The organism is Kocuria tytonis (assembly GCF_003226895.2).
GTDB lineage: Bacteria > Actinomycetota > Actinomycetes > Actinomycetales > Micrococcaceae > Kocuria > Kocuria tytonis.
Map to the genome: position 1 here is coordinate 20,941 of NZ_PNJG02000005.1, position 16,725 is coordinate 37,665.

A 16,725-nucleotide genomic window follows, 5' to 3' on the forward strand; every position below is an offset into this window, starting at 1 on the left:
TCTAGATCTCCATCCCGAAGTGCTCGCTGAAGCGGACGTCGCCCTCGATCATGTCGCGCATGTCCGGGACGTTGTTGCGGAACATCAGGGTCCGCTCGATGCCCATGCCGAACGCGAAACCGGAGTAGCGCTCGGGGTCGATGCCCGCGGCCCGCAGGACGTTGGGGTGCATCATCCCGCAGCCGCCCCACTCGATCCACCGGGGCCCGCCCTTGGCCGTGGGGTGCCACACGTCCAGCTCGGCGGACGGCTCCGTGAACGGGAAGTAGTTGGGGCGCAGCCGGATGGCGGCCTCGGGGCCGAACATGGTGCGCGCGAAGTGCGTGAGCGTGCCCTTGAGGTCCGCCATGGACAGCCCCTCGTCCACCGCGATGCCCTCCACCTGGTGGAACACAGGGGTGTGTGTGGCATCCAGCTCGTCCGTTCGGTACGTCTTGCCCGGGCACACCACGTACACGGGCAGCTCCCGCTCCAGCAGCGAGCGCATCTGCACGGGCGAGGTGTGGGTGCGCAGCACCAGGTGCGAGGACGGCGGGTCCACGAAGAACGTGTCCTGCAGCTGGCGGGCCGGGTGGTCCGGCTTGAAGTTCAGGGAGTCGAAGTTGAACCACTCGTGCTCGAGCTCGGGGCCCTCGGCGACCTCCCAGCCCATGCCCACGAAGATGTCCCCGATGCGGTCCATCAGGGTGTTCAGCGGGTGGCGCCCGCCCAGCCGACGACGCCGCGTGGCCGCCGTGACGTCCACTGCCTCCTCCACGAGGATCCGGGCGTCGCGCTCCTCCTCGAGCTCGGTGGTGCGTGCGGCGACGGCCTTGTTCACGCGTCCGCGCGCCTGCCCCACGAGCTTGCCCGCGGTGGCCTTGGCGGTCTTGTCCAACCCGCCGATGGCGCGGTTCGCGAGCGCGAGGGGGGACTTCTCCCCGGTGTGCGCGAGGCGGACGGTTTTCAGCTCGGCCAGGTCGGTGGCGGCCTGGACGGCGCTCAGTGCCGCGTCGACGGCGGCGCTGACCGCAGCCTCGTCGGCGGGGTCCACCGCGGCGGACGGTGTGGTCTCGGACATGGTTTCTCGCGTTCCTGCTCGCGGACGGGATGTCACGGGTCCTGGTGGTCGCACCACCGCGGTCCCCGTGCAGAGCCCGCCGCCGGAGGCGAACGGGCAACGGTCAGTCTAGTGGATGCGCCCGCCGCGCCCGGTGTTCAGGCCCCGGCGGTGTCGCCGCGGGACCACCGGGGAGCGCGGAAGAACGCGGTGGCCACGGCCCCCAGGACCAGCACCGCCACGGGGAGCATGAGCGACTGCGTCATCGCCAGCGCGAACCCCGCCTGCAGCTGCTCGGGCAGGGGCTGGGCGGAACCGCCCGAGGCGGCCCCGGCGGCGTCGGCCCCCGGGGGGAGGGTGGCGGCCAGCCGCGCCTGCATGAGCACGGCCATCATGGCGCTGCCCACCGCGGCGGCCACCTGGCGCGTGGCGTTGAAGACCCCCGAGCCGGCGCCCACCACGTCCGGGGCGAGGTCCGAGGTGGCGGTCAGGGACACCGGGGACCAGATCAGTGCGCTGCCCAGCCCGATCACCAGCGTCAGCGCGGCGAGCAGCCCCACGGACGCACCGGGGCGCATGCTCAAGGCGTAGCCGGCCAGCCCCGCGGCCATAACGATCATGCCCGGCAGGGCGAGGCAGCGCGGTGTGACGCGGGTCAGGGCCCTGCCCACCACCGGCGCCAGGACGGCCGAGAGCAAGGACATGGGGGCGTAGCTCAGCGCCGCGACGGTCGGATCCAGTCCCCGGACCACCTGCAGGTAGAGCATGGCCGGGATGATCATGGAGTTCACGGTGAGACTCACCGCGGCCATGGCGGTGTTCGCGAGGGTGAAGTTGCGCTGCCGCAGCAGACCCAGCGGCACCAGCGGCTCCGCGGGGGTGAACGCCTGCCACACAAGGAAGCCGACGAAGACCACGGCGCCGGCACCGATGACCACGGGAATGGTGACGGGTCCCGCCACGGTGGACCAGTGGAACGCCTGGCCCTCCTGGATCCCGAACACCACGAGGAACAGGCCCACACCGGAGAGCACCACCCCCAGCACGTCCAGGGAGTGGCTGCGCACCGGGAGCCTGGGCAGGTGGCGTGCCGCCCGCCACAGCGCGAAGACCCCCACGGGCACGTTGACCCAGAAGATCCACCGCCACCCCGCGAGGTCCACCAGGATCCCGCCGAGCAGCGGGCCCACGAGGGTGGCCACCCCGGCCGTGGCACCCCAGATCCCCAGTGCCGAGCCGCGGGTGCGGGCGGGGAACATCCGGGTGATCACCGTCATGGTCTGCGGGGACATCAGCGCGGCACCCAGGCCCTGGACCACGCGGGCGGTCACCAGCCCGGTGACGTCCTGGGCGAAACCGCACCACAGGGACGCGGCCGTGAAGACCACCAGGCCCCACAGGTACACCGTGCGGGGGCCGAAGCGGTCCCCCAGCCGGCCCGTGATCAGCAGCGGCACGGCGTACGCGAGCAGGTAGCCGCTGGTCACCCACAGCACTCCGGAGATGTCCGTGTGCAGACCCGCGGTGATCGCCGGGATGGCGGTGGACACGATCGTCGCGTCCACGAGGATCATGAAGAAGCCGAGCACCATGGCCCACAGCGCGCGCCACGCCCGCGGATCCGTCTCGGTCCGGGCCTCGGGGGCGGTGGACTCGGTCATGCTCACTCCGTTCGCAGCAGCTCCAGCAGCGCGGCCACGATGGGGAGGTCCGCTGGTATCCACGGTAGCGCCAGAACGGCCCCGGGATCCGCCAGCGGGAGCCACCGCGCGGCGAGGTGGTCGTCGCCCGCACGCACGCGCGCCTCGAGGGCCGGTCCGGGATCCGTCGACGGCTCGCCCTGGGAGCCCGACGACAGCACCGCGGTGAAGACGCGCATCACGGCGGTTCCGGACAGGGGCCAGCCCTCCGGGTCCGCGGCCTCCACCTCGTCGAGGAGGGCGAGGTCCACCCCGAGCTCCTCGCGGCACTCGCGCACCAGTGCGTCGCGGGGCGTCTCCCCCGGCTCCTGCTTGCCACCGGGGAACTCCCACAGTCCCCGCAAAGACTCCGGGTAGGCGCGCTGGGCGGCCAGCACGCGCGTGGGCGCCGAGGCGGAGTCCAGGATCGCCGCGCCCACCACGCGGGTGCGGGTCCCGCCGGGCATCAGGCCCCGCCCTGCACTGTGCTGACGACGCCGCCCGGGCCCCGCCGCTGCGCCCGGGCCGAGGCGTACAGGCACACGGCGGCCGCGATTCCCACGTTCAACGACTCGGCGCGCCCGTACAGCGGAACGGCCACGGGCAGATCGGCCAGCTTCCGCTCCTCGGGGGTGAGACCCTGCGCCTCGTTGCCGAACAGCCACGCGGTGGGTGCTTCGAGCAGCGCGCGCTCGCGCCCGGGCGACGCGGCGTCGTCGGCACCGAGACCGCGCAGCACGGCGGCGTCGGCGAGGGCGTCCACGGTGGTGTCCGCGTAGCCGTCCGCGGCGAGCAGCTGCAGGGAGCCCTCCCGCGCGGCCGCGGCGAAGGAGGGGAGGTCCACGCCCGTGAGCACGGGAAGGTGGAACAGGGAGCCGGCGCTCGAGCGCACGGCCTTGGGGTTGAAGGGATCCACGCTGCCCCGGGTGAACACCACGGCGGCGGCGCCGGCGGCGTCCGCGGCGCGCACTACGGTGCCCGCGTTGCCGGGATCCTGGACCCGGGCCAGGACGCACACCAGGCGGGCGTCCAAGAGCGCGGCCTCGGCGGTGACCTCCGGCAGGCGGCACACGGCCAGCATGCCCTGCGGCGTCACCGCGTCCGTCATGGCCCCGAGCACCTCCGGGGTGACCATGCGCAGGAAGACACCCCGGTGGGATTCGAGGGTCTCGAGATCCGCCGCGATGTCCGGGTGGCGCTCGAGCTCCTCTCGGGTGACGTACACGGCGTCCACCGCGGGGAGGGACGCGTCACGAACCGACGACCCGGCCACGGCCAGGCGCACCGCCTCCCGGACGTTCTGCGGCCCCTCGGCACGGAACAGACCGCGCTTGGAACGCATCGAGCGCCCGGTCAACGCGGCCACGTCCCTGACCCGATCGGCTCGGGGGTTGGACAGCAACCGGTCTTCCAGGCGCTCGACGAACGTCACGGCAGCGCTCAGGCCGCGGCGCGGGGCGCGGAGGTGTCCTCCGGCAGGGCGTCCTTGGCCACCTGGACCAGGGCCGCGAACGCGGTCTCGTCGCTCACGGCCAGCTCGGCCAGCATGCGACGGTCCACCTCGACCTCAGCGGCCTTCAGGCCCTGGATGAAGCGGTTGTAGGTCAGGCCGTTGGCGCGGGACGCGGCGTTGATGCGCTGGATCCACAGGCGACGGAAATCGCCCTTCTTCTTGCGGCGGTCGTTGTAGGAGTAGGTGTACGAGTGGAGCATCTGCTCCTTGGCCTTGCGGTACAGGCGCGAACGCTGACCGCGGTAACCCGATGCCTTCTCCAGGACTTCCCGACGCTTCTTGTGGGCGTTGACTGCCCGCTTCACACGTGCCACGTGTGTACTCCTAACGATTCGGTCCCGGTGCTCACCGGAACATGACTACCCGCCGCTCACGCGGCGAACTTCTGACTGGTCTGCGAGCGGGTCTACTTGCCCAGCATCCGCTTGATGGCCTTGGCCTCGCCCGGGGTGGCGACGATCTGGTCGCTCGCGAGACGGCGGGTCAGGCGGGAGGACTTGTGCTCCAGGTAGTGGCGGCGGTTGGCCTGCTGGCGCTTGACCTTGCCCGAGCCGGTGAGCTTGAAGCGCTTCTTGGCTCCGCTGTGGGTCTTCATCTTCGGCATGGTGGCCGTCTCCTTCTCCATCGACCGGTGTGGGGCACACCGGTGGGTCGCGGCTCGGGGCCGCGACCACGCTGGTGCCGGGCGATCGCACGCCCGACGCTGTCAATTCCTGGTGCCGCTACTTCTTGGCCGGGCCGGGCTTGCCGGCCCCGGGCCTGGGAGCACCCGGCTTGGGCGCAGCGGGCTTCGCGGCGGCGCTCGGCTTCGCGGGTGCGCCTGCCGGCTTGGCCGCCGCGGGCTTCGGGGCGGTCTCGGTCACCGCGGGTTCCGCGGCAGCCGCCTTGGTGTCCGACGACTCCACCGCGGCCTCATCGGTGCCCTCGGCCACGGCCGGTTCCTGCGCGGCGGGAGCGGTCTCCTCGACCGTGGTCTCCGCGGGCTCGCTGGCCGGGGCCACCGTGGCCGTGACCTCGTCCTCGGCCGTCAGCGGCGTGCTTTCGGCGGGAGCCTCCGGCTCGGGGGGCGCCGACGCCGCCTGGCGCAGTTCCGCCGGGAACGCGTCCCCGATGGACTGGGTCACGGACTCGGCGGACGAGGTGTCCACGCGCTGCTTGCGCTGGTTCTCGGCCTGCGACTTCTCGCGCTGCTGCTGCTTGCGCGCCTCGGCGCGGGCCTCGGCCTTGTTCTTGAGCGGGCCGATGACCATGACCATGTTGCGTCCGTCCACGCGGGGGTTGGTCTCCACCGCGCCGACCTCGCCGACGTCGGCCGCGAGCCGCTGCAGCAGCCGCACGCCCATCTCGGGGCGCTGCTGCTCACGGCCGCGGAACTGGATCATGGCCTTGACCTTGTCGCCGGCCGAGAGGAAGCGCTTGGCGTGGCCCACCTTGGTCTCGTAGTCGTGCGTGTCGATCTTGAGACGGAAACGCACTTCCTTGAGCACCGTGTTGGCCTGGTTCTTGCGGGACTCACGGGCCTTGACCGCGGCCTCGTACTTGTACTTGCCGAAGTCCATGAGCTTGGCCACGGGCGGCTTGGCGTTCGGTGCGACCTCGACCAGATCGAGATCCGATTCACGGGCCAGCCGCAGCGCGTCCTGAACGCGCACGATGCCGACCTGCTCGCCGCCAGGTCCGACGAGACGGACTTCCGGGACACGGATTCTGTCATTGATACGTGGATCGCTAATGCCAAGCTCCTAGGTTCGTGGGTTTTCCCGCTGCCGGGTCCATGACCGCAACAAAAAACCTCCGCTGCGGCACGCGCGAGCGGAGGTGGGAACCACACTGGGACCGATGACTCGGGGCCGCGGACGAACCGCGGCGCGACCGTTCGGTCTCTGACCCGAGCACCTGGGTGTCCCGCAGAAGCTGCTGGCGGAACGGGCGGTGACGGGTGGGAGTCTCCTCCGCTTGCACACTGTTTCCCATGGTAGCGCATGACGGCCCCGTCCTGCCAGTGCACGGGCCGGCACCGGCGCCCGCACCCGCTGTTCTACAGTGGGAGCATGTCCGAGCAGCCGCGCCCAGAGCGCTTCGAATTCGCCGCCACCACGTCCGAGGGACGTGCAGACACCCCCCATGCCGCGGCCGGGGAGTCCCCCGACGACGCCCTGGACGGCGTCACCGCGCAGATGCGGGACATCGCCGAGGTGCCTGCCGTGGAGGTCATCACCACGGCAGCGGTGCACCTCATGAGTGCCGCGGCCGTGAAGTGCGGGCTGGCCGCCGAGGAGAACGCCGAGGATTTGAAGGACCTGGACGAGGCCCGCAAGCTCATCATCGCCCTGGCCGGCTTCGTCACGGCCGCCGCCCCCGAGATCGGCTCCCAGCACGCCGGGCCCCTGCGCGACGGTCTCAAGTCGCTGCAGCTGGCCTTCCGCGAGGCCTCACCCTTCCCCGACGCCCCGGGTGCCGGCCCCGGTGAGAAGTTCACCGGACCGGTCTACGGCTGACCGCCACCCCTGCCCGACGAGCGGCCCCCGGCCATCGTGGTCGGGGGCCGCTTCCGTGCGGGGGGGAGCTGTGCGGGTTCGACGCCTCAGGTGGTCAGGCGCAGCTGCACCGAGTCCACGCTCTGCGCCACGACCTCCTGCGCGCCCAGCGCCTTCTGGAACCTCTCCACTGTGGTGTGCACCTGCGCCTCGGTGAGCGCCCGGTCCAGCTGCAGGGAGACCGTGAGCTCCGGCCCCTCTCCCCCGCCGTGGAGCCGGGTCCCGTCCCCCCGGAGCGAGTCGACGCCACGGCCGGGGCCGGCGAGCGCGGAGACGATGCCGGGGATGCGCAGCGCCGCGCGCGTCACGGCGTCGTCCACCGTGAAGTCCCGGTACGACGGCGTCCACGCGCGGTCCTGCGCCACGGCCCACAGCGCGGGGCGGCGCACCACGAAGGCCGGGTCCGAGCCGGGATCCACCACGAGCAGGGAGGACCCGTCCTGGACCGCCGACAGCGCGGCTCGACGGATGTCCGCGGCCACGGGACGCGCCTGCCCGTTCCACGTGCTCAGTGCCTCGGTGGAGGTGAACACGGGCAGCGCCTGGCGGCCGTCGGAGGCGCGCAGGCTCACGAGCGCCATGTCCGCCTCCTTGTCGGAGACCAGGCCGTCCGCGGTGACGTGGGACTTCGAGACCTGCGCGACGACGGGCACGAACACCCGGATCCCCGCCAGTGCGGCCACCACCTGCTGCTCCCCGGTCTCACCGGCGCGCCACCGACCGAGGGCCGCCGCGACGGCGGGGTCCGCGGTACCGGGATCGTCGGGGAACTGGTGGGTGTGGCTCGTGCCTTCGCCCAGGTTGCGCCCCTCCCAGGCCTGACCGCCGGTGTCCGTGGCACCCCCGGCCGAGCGCAGCTGGGCGGCGATGTGCGGCGGGAGGGGGCGGGCGGCGTCGTCAGGCACCGGGGCGACCGGCGACGTCGAGGGCCTCGGCGAGCGTGAACCTGCCGGCGTAGAGCGCCTTGCCCACGATGGCGCCCTCCACACCCGCGGGTACGAGCGCGCGCAGCGCCGCGATGTCCTCGAGGGACGAGATGCCGCCCGAGGCGACCACGGGCTTGTCGGTGCGTCGCGCCACCTCCGCGAGCAGCTCCGTGTTCGGCCCCCGCAGCGTGCCGTCCTTGGTGACGTCCGTGACCACGTAGCGGGCGCAGCCGTCCGCCTCGAGGCGGTCCAGGACCTCCCAGAGGTCGCCACCCTCCTCGGTCCAGCCGCGTGCCGCGAGCGTGGTGCCGCGGACGTCCAGGCCCACGGCGATCCGGTCACCGTGCTCGGCGATCACACGGTGGGTCCACTCGGGGTTCTCCAGGGCCGCGGTGCCGAGGTTGATGCGTGCGGGATCCAGCGAGAGGACCCGCTCGAGCGACTCGTCGTCGCGGATGCCACCGGACATCTCGATCCTCAGGTCCAGGTTCCGGGCCACCCGGCGCAACACCTCGATGTTGTCCCCGCGGCCGAAGGCGGCGTCCAGGTCCACGAGGTGCAGCCACTCCGCGCCCGCGTCCTGCCACGCGCGGGCCGCGTCCAGGGGATCTCCGTACCCGGTCTCGGAGCCGGCCTCGCCCTGCACCAGGCGCACGGCCTGGCCACCCTGGACGTCCACGGCGGGCAGCAGCTCCAGCCGCTGGTCGGTGGTCTCGCTCATGTCTCTCCTCACGTGGGCGCCCGGGGGCGCATGTTGTGGTGACGGCCCGGACTCCGGGAGCCCACCGTCGGTTCGATGCCGCGCTCAGTCGCGGCTGGGCGCCGGGCCCGTGCCCTGCACGGCCCCGGAGCCCGCGGGACCCGCGGCGGCGCCCGGGGCTCCGGCGCACCCCGGCAGGGCGCCGGGCCCGGTCACAGGCTCACGAACCACGAGTACGCGCCGTAGCCGATCAGCGCGGCCGCGACGGCGGCCAGCAGGACCACCGACCACAGGGGTTTGCGCTGCTGGGCGAACGAGATGGCGCCGCCCACGAAGAACGCGCCCAGGACGAGCACGAGCACCGATGCGGTCATGCCGGGGCCTCCGTTGCGCGGGTGGACACCCGGTCGTCCATGCGACCGGTGCGGGGCAGCGTGGAAAGCCAGTTGCGCAGCAGTGCGATGCCTGCGTGCGAGGACTTCTCCGGATGGAACTGGGTGGCGCTCAGCGCGCCGTTCTCCACGGCGGCCACGAACGGGGTCCCGTGCTCGGACCACGTCACCGCCGGCGGGCGCATCCGCTCGATGCTCTGGTCGAACTCCCAGTCCTGCACACCGTAGGAGTGCACGAAGTAGAACCGCTCCGTCTCGAGGCCCCGGAACAGCACGGAGTCCTGCGGCGGGCGCACCGTGTTCCACCCCATGTGCGGGATCACGGGGGCCGCCAGCCGCTCCACCGTGCCCGGCCACTGCCCGAGACCCTCGGTCTGCCGGCCGTGCTCCACGCCGCGGTCGAACATCACCTGCAGGCCCACGCAGATGCCCAGCACGGGACGGCCGCCGCTGAGCCTGCGGTCGATGAGCCGCGGGGCGTCCACCGAGCGCAGTCCCGCCATCACGGCCTCGAAGGCGCCCACGCCCGGAACCACGAGCCCGTCCGCGTCCAGCACGTCGCGGGGGTCCGCACTCAGGCGCACCCGGGCTCCGGCCGCTTCGAGCGCCCGCACCGCCGAGCGCACGTTGCCGGCGCCGTAGTCCAGCACCACCACGCTCGGGGCGTCCGACGACGCGGTCGTCCCCGCGCTCACAGCGCGCCCTTGGTGGACGGGATGGCACCGGCCATCCGGGGGTCGTGCTCCACGGCCTCGCGCAGTGCGCGCGCCAGCGCCTTGAACTGGGCCTCGACGATGTGGTGCGGATCGCGGCCCCGGACCACGTCGACGTGCAGGCACAGCTGCGCGTGGTGGGCGAGCGACTCGAGCACGTGGCGGGTCATCGAGCCCGTGAAGTGTCCGCCGATCAGGTGGTACTGCTGCCCCTCCGGCTCACCCGTGTGCACGGTGTACGGCCGCCCGGAGACGTCCACCACGGCAGAGGCCAGTGCCTCGTCCAGCGGCACGGTGGCCTGCCCGAAGCGCCGGATGCCGCGCTTGTCGCCGAGCGCCTCGCGCAAGGCCTCACCCAGCACGATGGCGGTGTCCTCGACCGTGTGGTGCACGTCGACGTCCGTGTCGCCACTGGCCGTGATCTCCATGTCGATCAGGGAGTGCTTGGACAGCGCCGTGAGCATGTGGTCGTAGAACGGGACCGTGGTGTGGATCGTGGACGCGCCCGTGCCGTCCAGGTCCAGGCTGACCCGCACGGTGGATTCGCTGGTCGCACGCTCCACCGTGGCGGTGCGGTGCTTCTCGTTCGAGCTCATGTCTGGCAGTGACTCCTCGTGGACCTCGCACCTCGAAGACTCGGGGGGCGACTACATTCTAGGCGGCATGCGGACCGTGGTGGGTGGGCGGGCGCCGGTGCCCGGGATTCCAGCACGGGACCCGGGGCCTCCCCGCGGCGCACCGGCAGGCGCGTGCGAGCGGCGCGGCGTCCCGTGGTTCTCAGGACCGGCCGAGGTAGCACGAGACCGCGTCCAGGAACGCGGTGGTCTCCTCCTCGGTGCCCGCGGTGACCCGCAGGTGGCCGGGAATCCCGACGTCCCGGACCAGCACGCCCTCGTCCAGGAGCCCCTGCCACATGGCGTGGGCGTCCGATCCGCACGCGAAGAACACGAAGTTGGAGTCGGAGGGGGCAGGATCCAGCCCGAGGCGCGAGAGCTCGGACACGATCCGGTCCCGCTGCCGTTTGACGTCCGCCACGGTGGCGAGCAGGGACGCGTGGTGCTCCAGGGCGGCCAGTGCCGTGGCCTGGGTGACGGTCGAGAGGTGGTACGGCAGCCGGACCAGTCGCATCGCATCCGCGAGGCGCGGGTCCGCGGCGAAGTAGCCCAGCCGGGCGCCGGCCAGGGCGAACGCCTTGCTCATGGTGCGCGTGACCACGAGACGGGCCCGGCCGGGCAGCAGCGTCAGGGCCGACGGCGTTCCCGCCCGGGCGAACTCGGCGTAGGCCTCGTCCACCACGACCACCATGTCGTGGAACTCCCCCGCCGCGTAGACGGCCTCGACCACGTCCAGCCCGAGCGCCGTGCCGGTGGGGTTGTTGGGAGAGCACAGGAACACGACGTCCGGGGCGTGCTCCCGGACCTGGCGCGCGGCGGACTCGGCCGTGAGGGAGAAGTCCTCCGCCCGCACACCCGCGATGTACTTCGTGCCGGTTCCCAGTGCCAGCAACGGGTACATGGAGTACGTGGGGGCGAAGCTGAGGACGGAACGCCCGGGACCGCCGAACGCCTGGAGGAGCTGCTGCAGGATCTCGTTGGACCCGTTGGCCGCCCAGAGGTTCTCGGCGGTGAGCCCGTGGCCGAGGTAGCCGGCCAGGGCCTCGCGCAGGTCCGTGAAGTCGCGGTCCGGATACCGGTTCAGGGCGCCGGCGGCCTCGCCCACGCGGCGGGCAATGGCCTCGACGACGTCCTGCGGCACCGGGTGCGTGTTCTCGTTGGTGTTCAGTGCCACCCGGACCTGCAGCTGGGGCGCGCCGTACGGCGACATGCCGCGGAGGTCGTCACGCAGCGGGAGGGCGGCCAGGGGATCGGCGGGAGAATTCACCGCCCCAGTCTAGCGGGAGCACCCGTCAGCAGGAGGGCACCGCGTCAGCGGGAGGGCACCCTGTCAGCGGGAGGGCACCTCGAGCACCTGGCCGGCGGACAGCACGGACGAGGAGAGGCCGTTGAGCTCTGCGATGTCGTCCATGACCTCGCGGGTGTCGCGTGCCGGGTCCGCGGCGACCGCGATGTCCCAGAGGGTCTGGTGCGCCTGCACCGTCACGCTGTGGGTCACGGGTTCGGACACGTGATCCGTGGAGGCCTTCACGGTGGCCGGCAGCAGGAACACCGCGGCCACCACCAGCAGCGCGGCGGCCCCGGTCACGAAGGGCAGCCCGATCAGGAACAACCGTCCTCGCCGGGTGAGGCGCAGGGAGCTGGACCCCGATTCCGCCGCGGTGGCTGCCACGGCATCGTGCTCGGCGGTGGCAGGATGCCCCGCGATCGTGGCAGCCCGGCCGACGGAGGACGCCGCGCGACGCACGGTCCTCGGCATGATGAGAGCGGTCATGGCAACCTCCTGGTGATCTGAGCGGTTCCACCCGCGGGTGGGGTGTTCGAATCCCCCGCGGGGTAGAACACATCTTCGAATTCCTGGGTCCAGTTCTAGCACGGATGTACGAAGGGTGTCGAGGTCCGTTTCGAACACATATTTGAACGTGTGCTCCGTGGCGGGTTAAGCTCGAGGTCACACAGGTGATAGTTGACCCCATGCCTCCGACACGCATAAGCGGACCCCCGGTTCGCAGCCCGTTCCTCGGGCACGCAGTGCGCGGCACGGCGAAAGGACCCCGCACGTGAGCTCCACTTCCCCGGCTCCGCAGACGCCCGGCCCGCGCGTTCGAACACTCACGTCCCGACAGGCCAAGATCCTGGGCGTGGTCCAGCGCTCCATCTCCGACCGGGGCTACCCCCCGTCCATGCGCGAGATCGGTGACCTCGTGGGACTCGCCTCCCTGTCCAGCGTGACCCACCAGCTCGGTCAGCTGGAGAAGTGGGGCTACATCCGGCGGGACCCCCGCCGGCCGCGGGCCATGGAGGTGCTGCGGCCCCTCACCGCGCAGGAACTCGATCGCCACCTGGGCGCGTCGGAGTCCTCGGAGGGCACCTCCCCGCGCACGGTGCACACCATTGGCGATCTGCCCACCGTGGACGGTGACGACGCCATGGTGCCCGTTCCCCTGGTGGGCCGGATCGCCGCGGGTGGTCCCATCACCGCGGAGCAGTCCGTGGAGGAGGTCTACTCCCTGCCGCGCCAGTTCGTGGGCCACGGGCAGCTGTTCATGCTCAAGGTGTCCGGTGACTCCATGATCGACGCCGCCATCTGCGACGGCGACTGGGTGGTGGTCCGGCAGCAGAACTCCGCCGAGAACGGGGACGTGGTGGCGGCACTGCTCGACGACGAGGCCACGGTCAAGACGTTCCGCCAGCGGGACGGCCACACGTGGTTGCTGCCGCAGAACACGCGGTACGAGCCCATCCTGGGCGATCACGCCACGGTGATGGGCAAGGTCGTCTCGGTCTTCCGCTCCCTCTGACGGGGCGGTGCGCGGCCCGCTCGCGGGCACGGCGCGAACCGGTCTCTCCTCCGGGCACGGTTAGCCCGTGCTGAGCCTCTCCAGCGCGCCCAGCACGGTCGTACGGTCCGTGGTGGGCCACAGCGGCGGCAGCGACGTCGCGAGGAAGGACCCATAGCGCGCCGTGGCCAGCCGGGAGTCCAGCACCGCCACCACGCCCCTGTCCTCCGCCGCGCGGATGAGCCGGCCGGCGCCCTGTGCAAGCCGGACCGCCGCGTGGGACGCGGACACCGTCATGAACCCGTTGGCGCCGGCTCGCTCCGCGGCCCGGGTGCGGGCGGTGCCCAGCGGATCGTCCGGGCGGGGGAACGGGATGCGGTCGATGACCACCAGTCGGCACGAGTGCCCCGGGACGTCCACGCCCTGCCACAGGCTCATGGTCCCGAAGAGACTCGCCGCGGGATCATCCATGAACTCCTTCACGAGGGACGGCAGCGAGGCGTCCCCCTGGCACAGGATGGGGAGCTCGGTCCGCTCCCGCAGGGCTTCCGCCGCGTCCTCGGCGGCGCGCCGGGAGGAGAACAGCCCGAGCGCGCCACCCCCGGAGGCCTCCAGCAGGTCCAGCAGCTCCGCCAGCTGGGCCTCCGAGACCCCTCGGCCGGGCTTCTCGAGGTGCTTGGCCACGTACAGGATCCCCTGCCGGCGGTAGTCGAACGGGCTGCCCACGTCCACGCCGCGCCACGCGGGAGCACCCGGGCCCTGCAGCCCGAGGGACCCCGCCACGGAGGAGAACGAGGACCCGACGGCCAGGGTGGCCGAGGTCAGGACCACCGTGCGACCGTCGAAGAGCCCTTCCCGCAGGGGACCCGCCACGCTCAGCGGGGCGATGTTCAGGGTTGCGGGCTCCCCGGGCGAGGCCCCCACGTACCCTTCCGCGGGGCTCCACCGTCCCACCCGTGAGAGCCATAGGACGTCGTGGGCGGTGTCCGCGCCCAGCATCCGCTCCGCGGTGTCCAGCAGCTCGGAGAGCCGGGAGCGGGCGGCGTGCCGCCCGGCCTCCTCGCCCTTGCCGTCACCCTTGGTGTCGCTCAGACCCGTGCGCGCGGCGTCCTGGACCCCTCGGACCGCGTACACCTGCTCCTCCGTGAATCCCCGCGGCAGCAGGCCGGAAGGGTCGGCGTCGAACGCCTTGTCGAAGGCCTGGGCCGCCCGCTCGAGGGCGTCGCTGGAGGCGGCCGTGTGCTTGCGCACCGCGGTGCTCGCGGCGCGCACGGCCGCCGCCGAGAGGGACGCCGTCACCGCACCGGTCACGCGGTCGCGCAGCTCGTGGGCCTCGTCCACGATCACGACGTCGTGCTCCGGGAGGACGGCCAGTCCCTCGAAGGCGTTGATGGCGAGCAGGGCGTGGTTGGTGATCACCACGTCCGCCTCACCGGCCTCCGTGCGGGCCCGCTCCGCGAAGCACTGCTCCACCAGGGGACACTTCCGTCCCAGGCACTCCTTGGCGGTCACGGACACCTGTCGCCATGCGGCATCGGTGACACCGGGCCGGATGTCATCACGGTCCCCGGTCTCGGTGGTCTCGACCCACTCGCGCAGCCGCAGGACCTGCTGCGCGAGTCCGCCCACGGGCCGGTCCGCGACCGTGCCGCCGGGTGACGCCCCGGACGGGGCCGCGAACAGGGCGGCGTCGTCGTCCTCCGGGTACCCGCCCTCCACCTTGTGCAGGCAGGCGTAGTTGGAGCGGCCCTTGAGCAGGGCCACGGTGGGACGCTCCGCCAACTCGTCCTCGAGGGCGTCCAGCAGGCGCGGGACGTCCCGCCCCGTGATCTGCGACTGCAGCGCGAGGGTGGCCGTGGCCACAACCACGGGTTTCTCGGAGTCACGCGCGTGCCGCAGAGCGGGGACCAGGTACGCGAGGGACTTGCCGGTGCCGGTGCCCGCCTGCACGAGCAGGTGCCGCCGGGTCTCCAGGGCCTCCGCGACCTTGGCCGCCATGAACCGCTGCCCCTCCCGACGCTGACCGCCCAGCGCGGTGACGGCGGCATCGAGCAGCTCCAGCGCGTCGGCACCCCCGGGCAGCGACTCCGGGCGGATCCCGGAGACGTCCCGCCCCGACTCGTCGACGAACGGTGCGGTCATGCTCCCGCGGGGTCCTGCGCCGCCGCCGTCTCCGACGTCCCGGACCCGGTCCGGTAGGACTCGAGATCCCCCACGAGGTCCTCGCGCACCCGCACGTGCAGCCGGGTGCCGTCGGGCGTGTGCTCGGTGCTCAGGATCTCGGCGTCCTGGGCGTGCAGCCGGGACACCACCTCGCCGTGGACGTAGGGGATGAGCAGGTCCAGCTCGTGATCGGGGCGGGGAATGGCCGCGGAGATCAGACGCCGCAGCTCCTCGATGCCCTCGCCCGTGCGCGCGGAGACCGCCACCGAGGGGTGCTCGCGGTTGCGCAGCCGCGCGAGCACCACGGGATCCGCGATGTCGGCCTTGTTCAGCGCCACGATCTCCGGGACGTCGTTCGCACCCACGTCCGTGAGGACGTCCCGGACGGCCTTGAGCTGGCCCTCCGGGTCCGGGTGCGAGGCGTCCACCACGTGCACGATCACGTCCGAGTCCGCGACCTCCTCGAGGGTCGAGCGGAAGGCCTCCACCAGCTGCGTGGGCAGCGAGCGCACGAATCCCACGGTGTCCGCGAGCGTGTACCCGATGCCGTCCGGCGTCTGCGCCTTGCGCACCGTGGGATCCAGTGTGGCGAACAGCGCGTTCTCCACGAGCACGCCAGCGTCCGTGAGCCGGTTGAGCAGGGAGGACTTCCCCGCGTTGGTGTATCCCGCGATGGCCACCGAGGGCACGGCATTGCGCCTGCGGTTCAACCGCTTGGTCTCCCGGGCCGGCTTCATCGCGGCGATCTCCCGGCGCAGCTTGGACATGCGCTGGCGGATCCGCCGCCGGTCCAGCTCGATCTTGGTCTCACCCGGACCGCGGCTGCCGATGCCCTCACCGGATGCGGCGCGACCGCCGGCCTGGCGGGACAGGGACTCGCCCCAGCCGCGCAGCCGAGGGAGCATGTACTCCAGCTGTGCGAGCTCCACCTGGGCCTTGCCCTCCTTGGACTTGGCGTGCTGCGCGAAGATGTCCAGGATCAGGCCCGTACGGTCGATCACCTTGACCTTGACCACGTCCTCCAGGGCGCGCCGCTGGGACGGTGCGAGCTCCGCGTCCACGATCACGGTGTCCGCGCCGGTGGCGGCCACGACGTCCTTGAGCTCCAGGGCCTTGCCGGACCCCAGGTAGGTCCCCGGGTCCGGGGTGACGCGGCGCTGCAGCAGACCGTCCATGACCTCGGAACCGGCGGTCTCGGCGAGCGCGGCGAGCTCGCGCAGGGAGTTCTCCGCGTCCGCGAGCGTCCCGCTGGAGTAGAGCCCCGCCAGCACCACTCGTTCGAGCCGCAGCTGGCGGTACTCCACCTCGGTGACGTCCTCGAGTTCCGTGGACAGGCCGGCCACCCGGCGCAGCGCACGGCGCTCCTCGAGATCGCGCTGCTCGCCGTCGGCGGCACCGAGGACGTCCTCCTCGGCCGCGAGCTCACGGGCGCGACCGAGGTGGTCGTGACCCGCGCGAGGAGCGGGGGCGGGGGCATCGGCCGTGCTCACGGGTTCCGCCCGCGAGCGCGCCCGGGCAAGCACGCGCGAGACGACGTCCTCGAGCTCGGATCCGGTCAGCTCCCCCGAGGTCTCGGGGTGCTCGGCGGCGGAGTTCCGGTGGGTGGGAGTATCAGTCATGGTTCCTTGATCTGCGCTGGGACTGGAAGTCCTCAGTCTACTGCCGGAGG

At 72.3% G+C, this 16,725-nt stretch carries 18 protein-coding genes; 2 read left to right on the forward strand and 16 right to left on the reverse strand.

Going from position 1 to position 16,725, the window contains the following annotated elements:
- Position 1: 1 nt before the first annotated feature.
- The 7 genes from pheS to infC form a co-directional block, all read right to left on the reverse strand.
- Positions 2–1,060 (reverse strand): phenylalanine--tRNA ligase subunit alpha, encoded by a 1,059-nt coding sequence (gene pheS / locus C1C97_RS11300; protein WP_110919662.1) that lies wholly within the window; start codon positions 1,058–1,060, stop codon positions 2–4.
- A gap of 137 nt (positions 1,061–1,197) precedes the next feature.
- Positions 1,198–2,700 (reverse strand): DHA2 family efflux MFS transporter permease subunit, encoded by a 1,503-nt coding sequence (locus C1C97_RS11305; protein ID WP_121031931.1) that lies wholly within the window; start codon positions 2,698–2,700, stop codon positions 1,198–1,200.
- Between the two features lie 2 nt (positions 2,701–2,702).
- Positions 2,703–3,185 carry a (deoxy)nucleoside triphosphate pyrophosphohydrolase gene (locus tag C1C97_RS11310; protein WP_110919664.1) on the reverse strand — a complete coding sequence of 161 codons (483 nt, stop codon included), beginning with the start codon at positions 3,183–3,185 and terminating at the stop codon, positions 2,703–2,705.
- Positions 3,185–4,150 carry a TrmH family RNA methyltransferase gene (locus tag C1C97_RS11315; protein WP_121031933.1) on the reverse strand — a complete coding sequence of 322 codons (966 nt, stop codon included), beginning with the start codon at positions 4,148–4,150 and terminating at the stop codon, positions 3,185–3,187. The genes C1C97_RS11310 and C1C97_RS11315 overlap by 1 nt, the downstream gene beginning before the upstream one ends.
- 8 nt (positions 4,151–4,158) lie before the next feature.
- Complete coding sequence (gene rplT, locus C1C97_RS11320; RefSeq protein WP_110919666.1) at positions 4,159–4,545, reverse strand: 50S ribosomal protein L20; 387 nt, start codon at positions 4,543–4,545, stop codon at positions 4,159–4,161.
- A gap of 92 nt (positions 4,546–4,637) precedes the next feature.
- Entirely contained in the window at positions 4,638–4,835 is a 198-nt protein-coding gene (gene rpmI / locus C1C97_RS11325; RefSeq protein ID WP_110919687.1) for a 50S ribosomal protein L35, read from the reverse strand.
- 118 nt (positions 4,836–4,953) lie between these two features.
- Entirely contained in the window at positions 4,954–5,964 is a 1,011-nt protein-coding gene (gene infC / locus C1C97_RS11330) for a translation initiation factor IF-3 (protein ID WP_121031935.1), read from the reverse strand.
- Positions 5,965–6,282: 318 nt separating this feature from the next.
- Here infC and C1C97_RS11335 point away from each other — a divergent pair, with 318 nt between their 5' ends.
- Positions 6,283–6,729: a DUF1844 domain-containing protein gene (locus C1C97_RS11335; protein WP_110919668.1), complete on the forward strand. Its 447-nt coding sequence runs from the start codon at positions 6,283–6,285 to the stop codon at positions 6,727–6,729.
- Between the two features lie 86 nt (positions 6,730–6,815).
- Here the strand turns inward: C1C97_RS11335 and C1C97_RS11340 are convergent, their stop codons facing one another.
- The 7 genes from C1C97_RS11340 to C1C97_RS11365 form a co-directional block, all read right to left on the reverse strand.
- Entirely contained in the window at positions 6,816–7,673 is an 858-nt protein-coding gene (locus C1C97_RS11340) for an SseB family protein (protein ID WP_121031937.1), read from the reverse strand.
- A complete protein-coding gene (gene priA / locus C1C97_RS11345; protein WP_110919670.1) occupies positions 7,666–8,415 on the reverse strand; it encodes a bifunctional 1-(5-phosphoribosyl)-5-((5-phosphoribosylamino)methylideneamino)imidazole-4-carboxamide isomerase/phosphoribosylanthranilate isomerase PriA in 750 nt (249 codons plus the stop codon). Before priA ends, C1C97_RS11340 begins: the two co-directional genes overlap by 8 nt.
- Positions 8,416–8,606: 191 nt before the next feature.
- Positions 8,607–8,768, reverse strand: coding sequence for a hypothetical protein (locus C1C97_RS12450; RefSeq protein ID WP_199712257.1), 162 nt, complete (start codon positions 8,766–8,768; stop codon positions 8,607–8,609).
- The gene (gene hisH, locus C1C97_RS11350) at positions 8,765–9,481 is read right to left on the reverse strand and encodes an imidazole glycerol phosphate synthase subunit HisH (RefSeq protein ID WP_110919671.1); all 717 of its coding nucleotides are present in this window, start codon (positions 9,479–9,481) and stop codon (positions 8,765–8,767) included. The genes C1C97_RS12450 and hisH overlap by 4 nt, the downstream gene beginning before the upstream one ends.
- A complete protein-coding gene (gene hisB / locus C1C97_RS11355) occupies positions 9,478–10,095 on the reverse strand; it encodes an imidazoleglycerol-phosphate dehydratase HisB (RefSeq protein WP_110919672.1) in 618 nt (205 codons plus the stop codon). The genes hisH and hisB overlap by 4 nt, the downstream gene beginning before the upstream one ends.
- Positions 10,096–10,276: 181 nt before the next feature.
- The gene (locus C1C97_RS11360) at positions 10,277–11,380 is read right to left on the reverse strand and encodes a histidinol-phosphate transaminase (protein WP_121031939.1); all 1,104 of its coding nucleotides are present in this window, start codon (positions 11,378–11,380) and stop codon (positions 10,277–10,279) included.
- Between the two features lie 63 nt (positions 11,381–11,443).
- The gene (locus C1C97_RS11365) at positions 11,444–11,887 is read right to left on the reverse strand and encodes a LysM peptidoglycan-binding domain-containing protein (protein WP_110919674.1); all 444 of its coding nucleotides are present in this window, start codon (positions 11,885–11,887) and stop codon (positions 11,444–11,446) included.
- A gap of 286 nt (positions 11,888–12,173) precedes the next feature.
- Here C1C97_RS11365 and lexA point away from each other — a divergent pair, with 286 nt between their 5' ends.
- Positions 12,174–12,914, forward strand: a complete 741-nt coding sequence (lexA, locus tag C1C97_RS11370; protein ID WP_110919675.1) for a transcriptional repressor LexA — start codon at positions 12,174–12,176, stop codon at positions 12,912–12,914.
- A gap of 60 nt (positions 12,915–12,974) precedes the next feature.
- Here lexA and C1C97_RS11375 read toward each other — a convergent pair whose 3' ends face one another.
- A complete protein-coding gene (locus C1C97_RS11375; RefSeq protein ID WP_121031941.1) occupies positions 12,975–15,035 on the reverse strand; it encodes an ATP-dependent DNA helicase in 2,061 nt (686 codons plus the stop codon).
- The gene (gene hflX, locus C1C97_RS11380) at positions 15,032–16,675 is read right to left on the reverse strand and encodes a GTPase HflX (protein ID WP_121031942.1); all 1,644 of its coding nucleotides are present in this window, start codon (positions 16,673–16,675) and stop codon (positions 15,032–15,034) included. The genes C1C97_RS11375 and hflX overlap by 4 nt, the downstream gene beginning before the upstream one ends.
- Between the last annotated feature and the right edge of the window lie 50 nt (positions 16,676–16,725).

Bases quoted from the DNA above. Each gene is read 5' to 3' on its own strand.
- pheS (WP_110919662.1), bottom strand. From the start codon at position 1,060: ATGTCCGAGACCACACCGTCCGCCGCGGTGGACCCCGCCGACGAGGCT.
- C1C97_RS11305 (WP_121031931.1), bottom strand. From the start codon at position 2,700: ATGACCGAGTCCACCGCCCCCGAGGCCCGGACCGAGACGGATCCGCGG.
- C1C97_RS11310 (WP_110919664.1), bottom strand. From the start codon at position 3,185: ATGCCCGGCGGGACCCGCACCCGCGTGGTGGGCGCGGCGATCCTGGAC.
- rpmI (WP_110919687.1), bottom strand. From the start codon at position 4,835: ATGCCGAAGATGAAGACCCACAGCGGAGCCAAGAAGCGCTTCAAGCTC.
- C1C97_RS11335 (WP_110919668.1), top strand. From the start codon at position 6,283: ATGTCCGAGCAGCCGCGCCCAGAGCGCTTCGAATTCGCCGCCACCACG.
- priA (WP_110919670.1), bottom strand. From the start codon at position 8,415: ATGAGCGAGACCACCGACCAGCGGCTGGAGCTGCTGCCCGCCGTGGAC.
- C1C97_RS12450 (WP_199712257.1), bottom strand. From the start codon at position 8,768: ATGACCGCATCGGTGCTCGTGCTCGTCCTGGGCGCGTTCTTCGTGGGC.
- hisB (WP_110919672.1), bottom strand. From the start codon at position 10,095: ATGAGCTCGAACGAGAAGCACCGCACCGCCACGGTGGAGCGTGCGACC.
- C1C97_RS11365 (WP_110919674.1), bottom strand. From the start codon at position 11,887: ATGACCGCTCTCATCATGCCGAGGACCGTGCGTCGCGCGGCGTCCTCC.
- C1C97_RS11375 (WP_121031941.1), bottom strand. From the start codon at position 15,035: ATGACCGCACCGTTCGTCGACGAGTCGGGGCGGGACGTCTCCGGGATC.
- hflX (WP_121031942.1), bottom strand. From the start codon at position 16,675: ATGACTGATACTCCCACCCACCGGAACTCCGCCGCCGAGCACCCCGAG.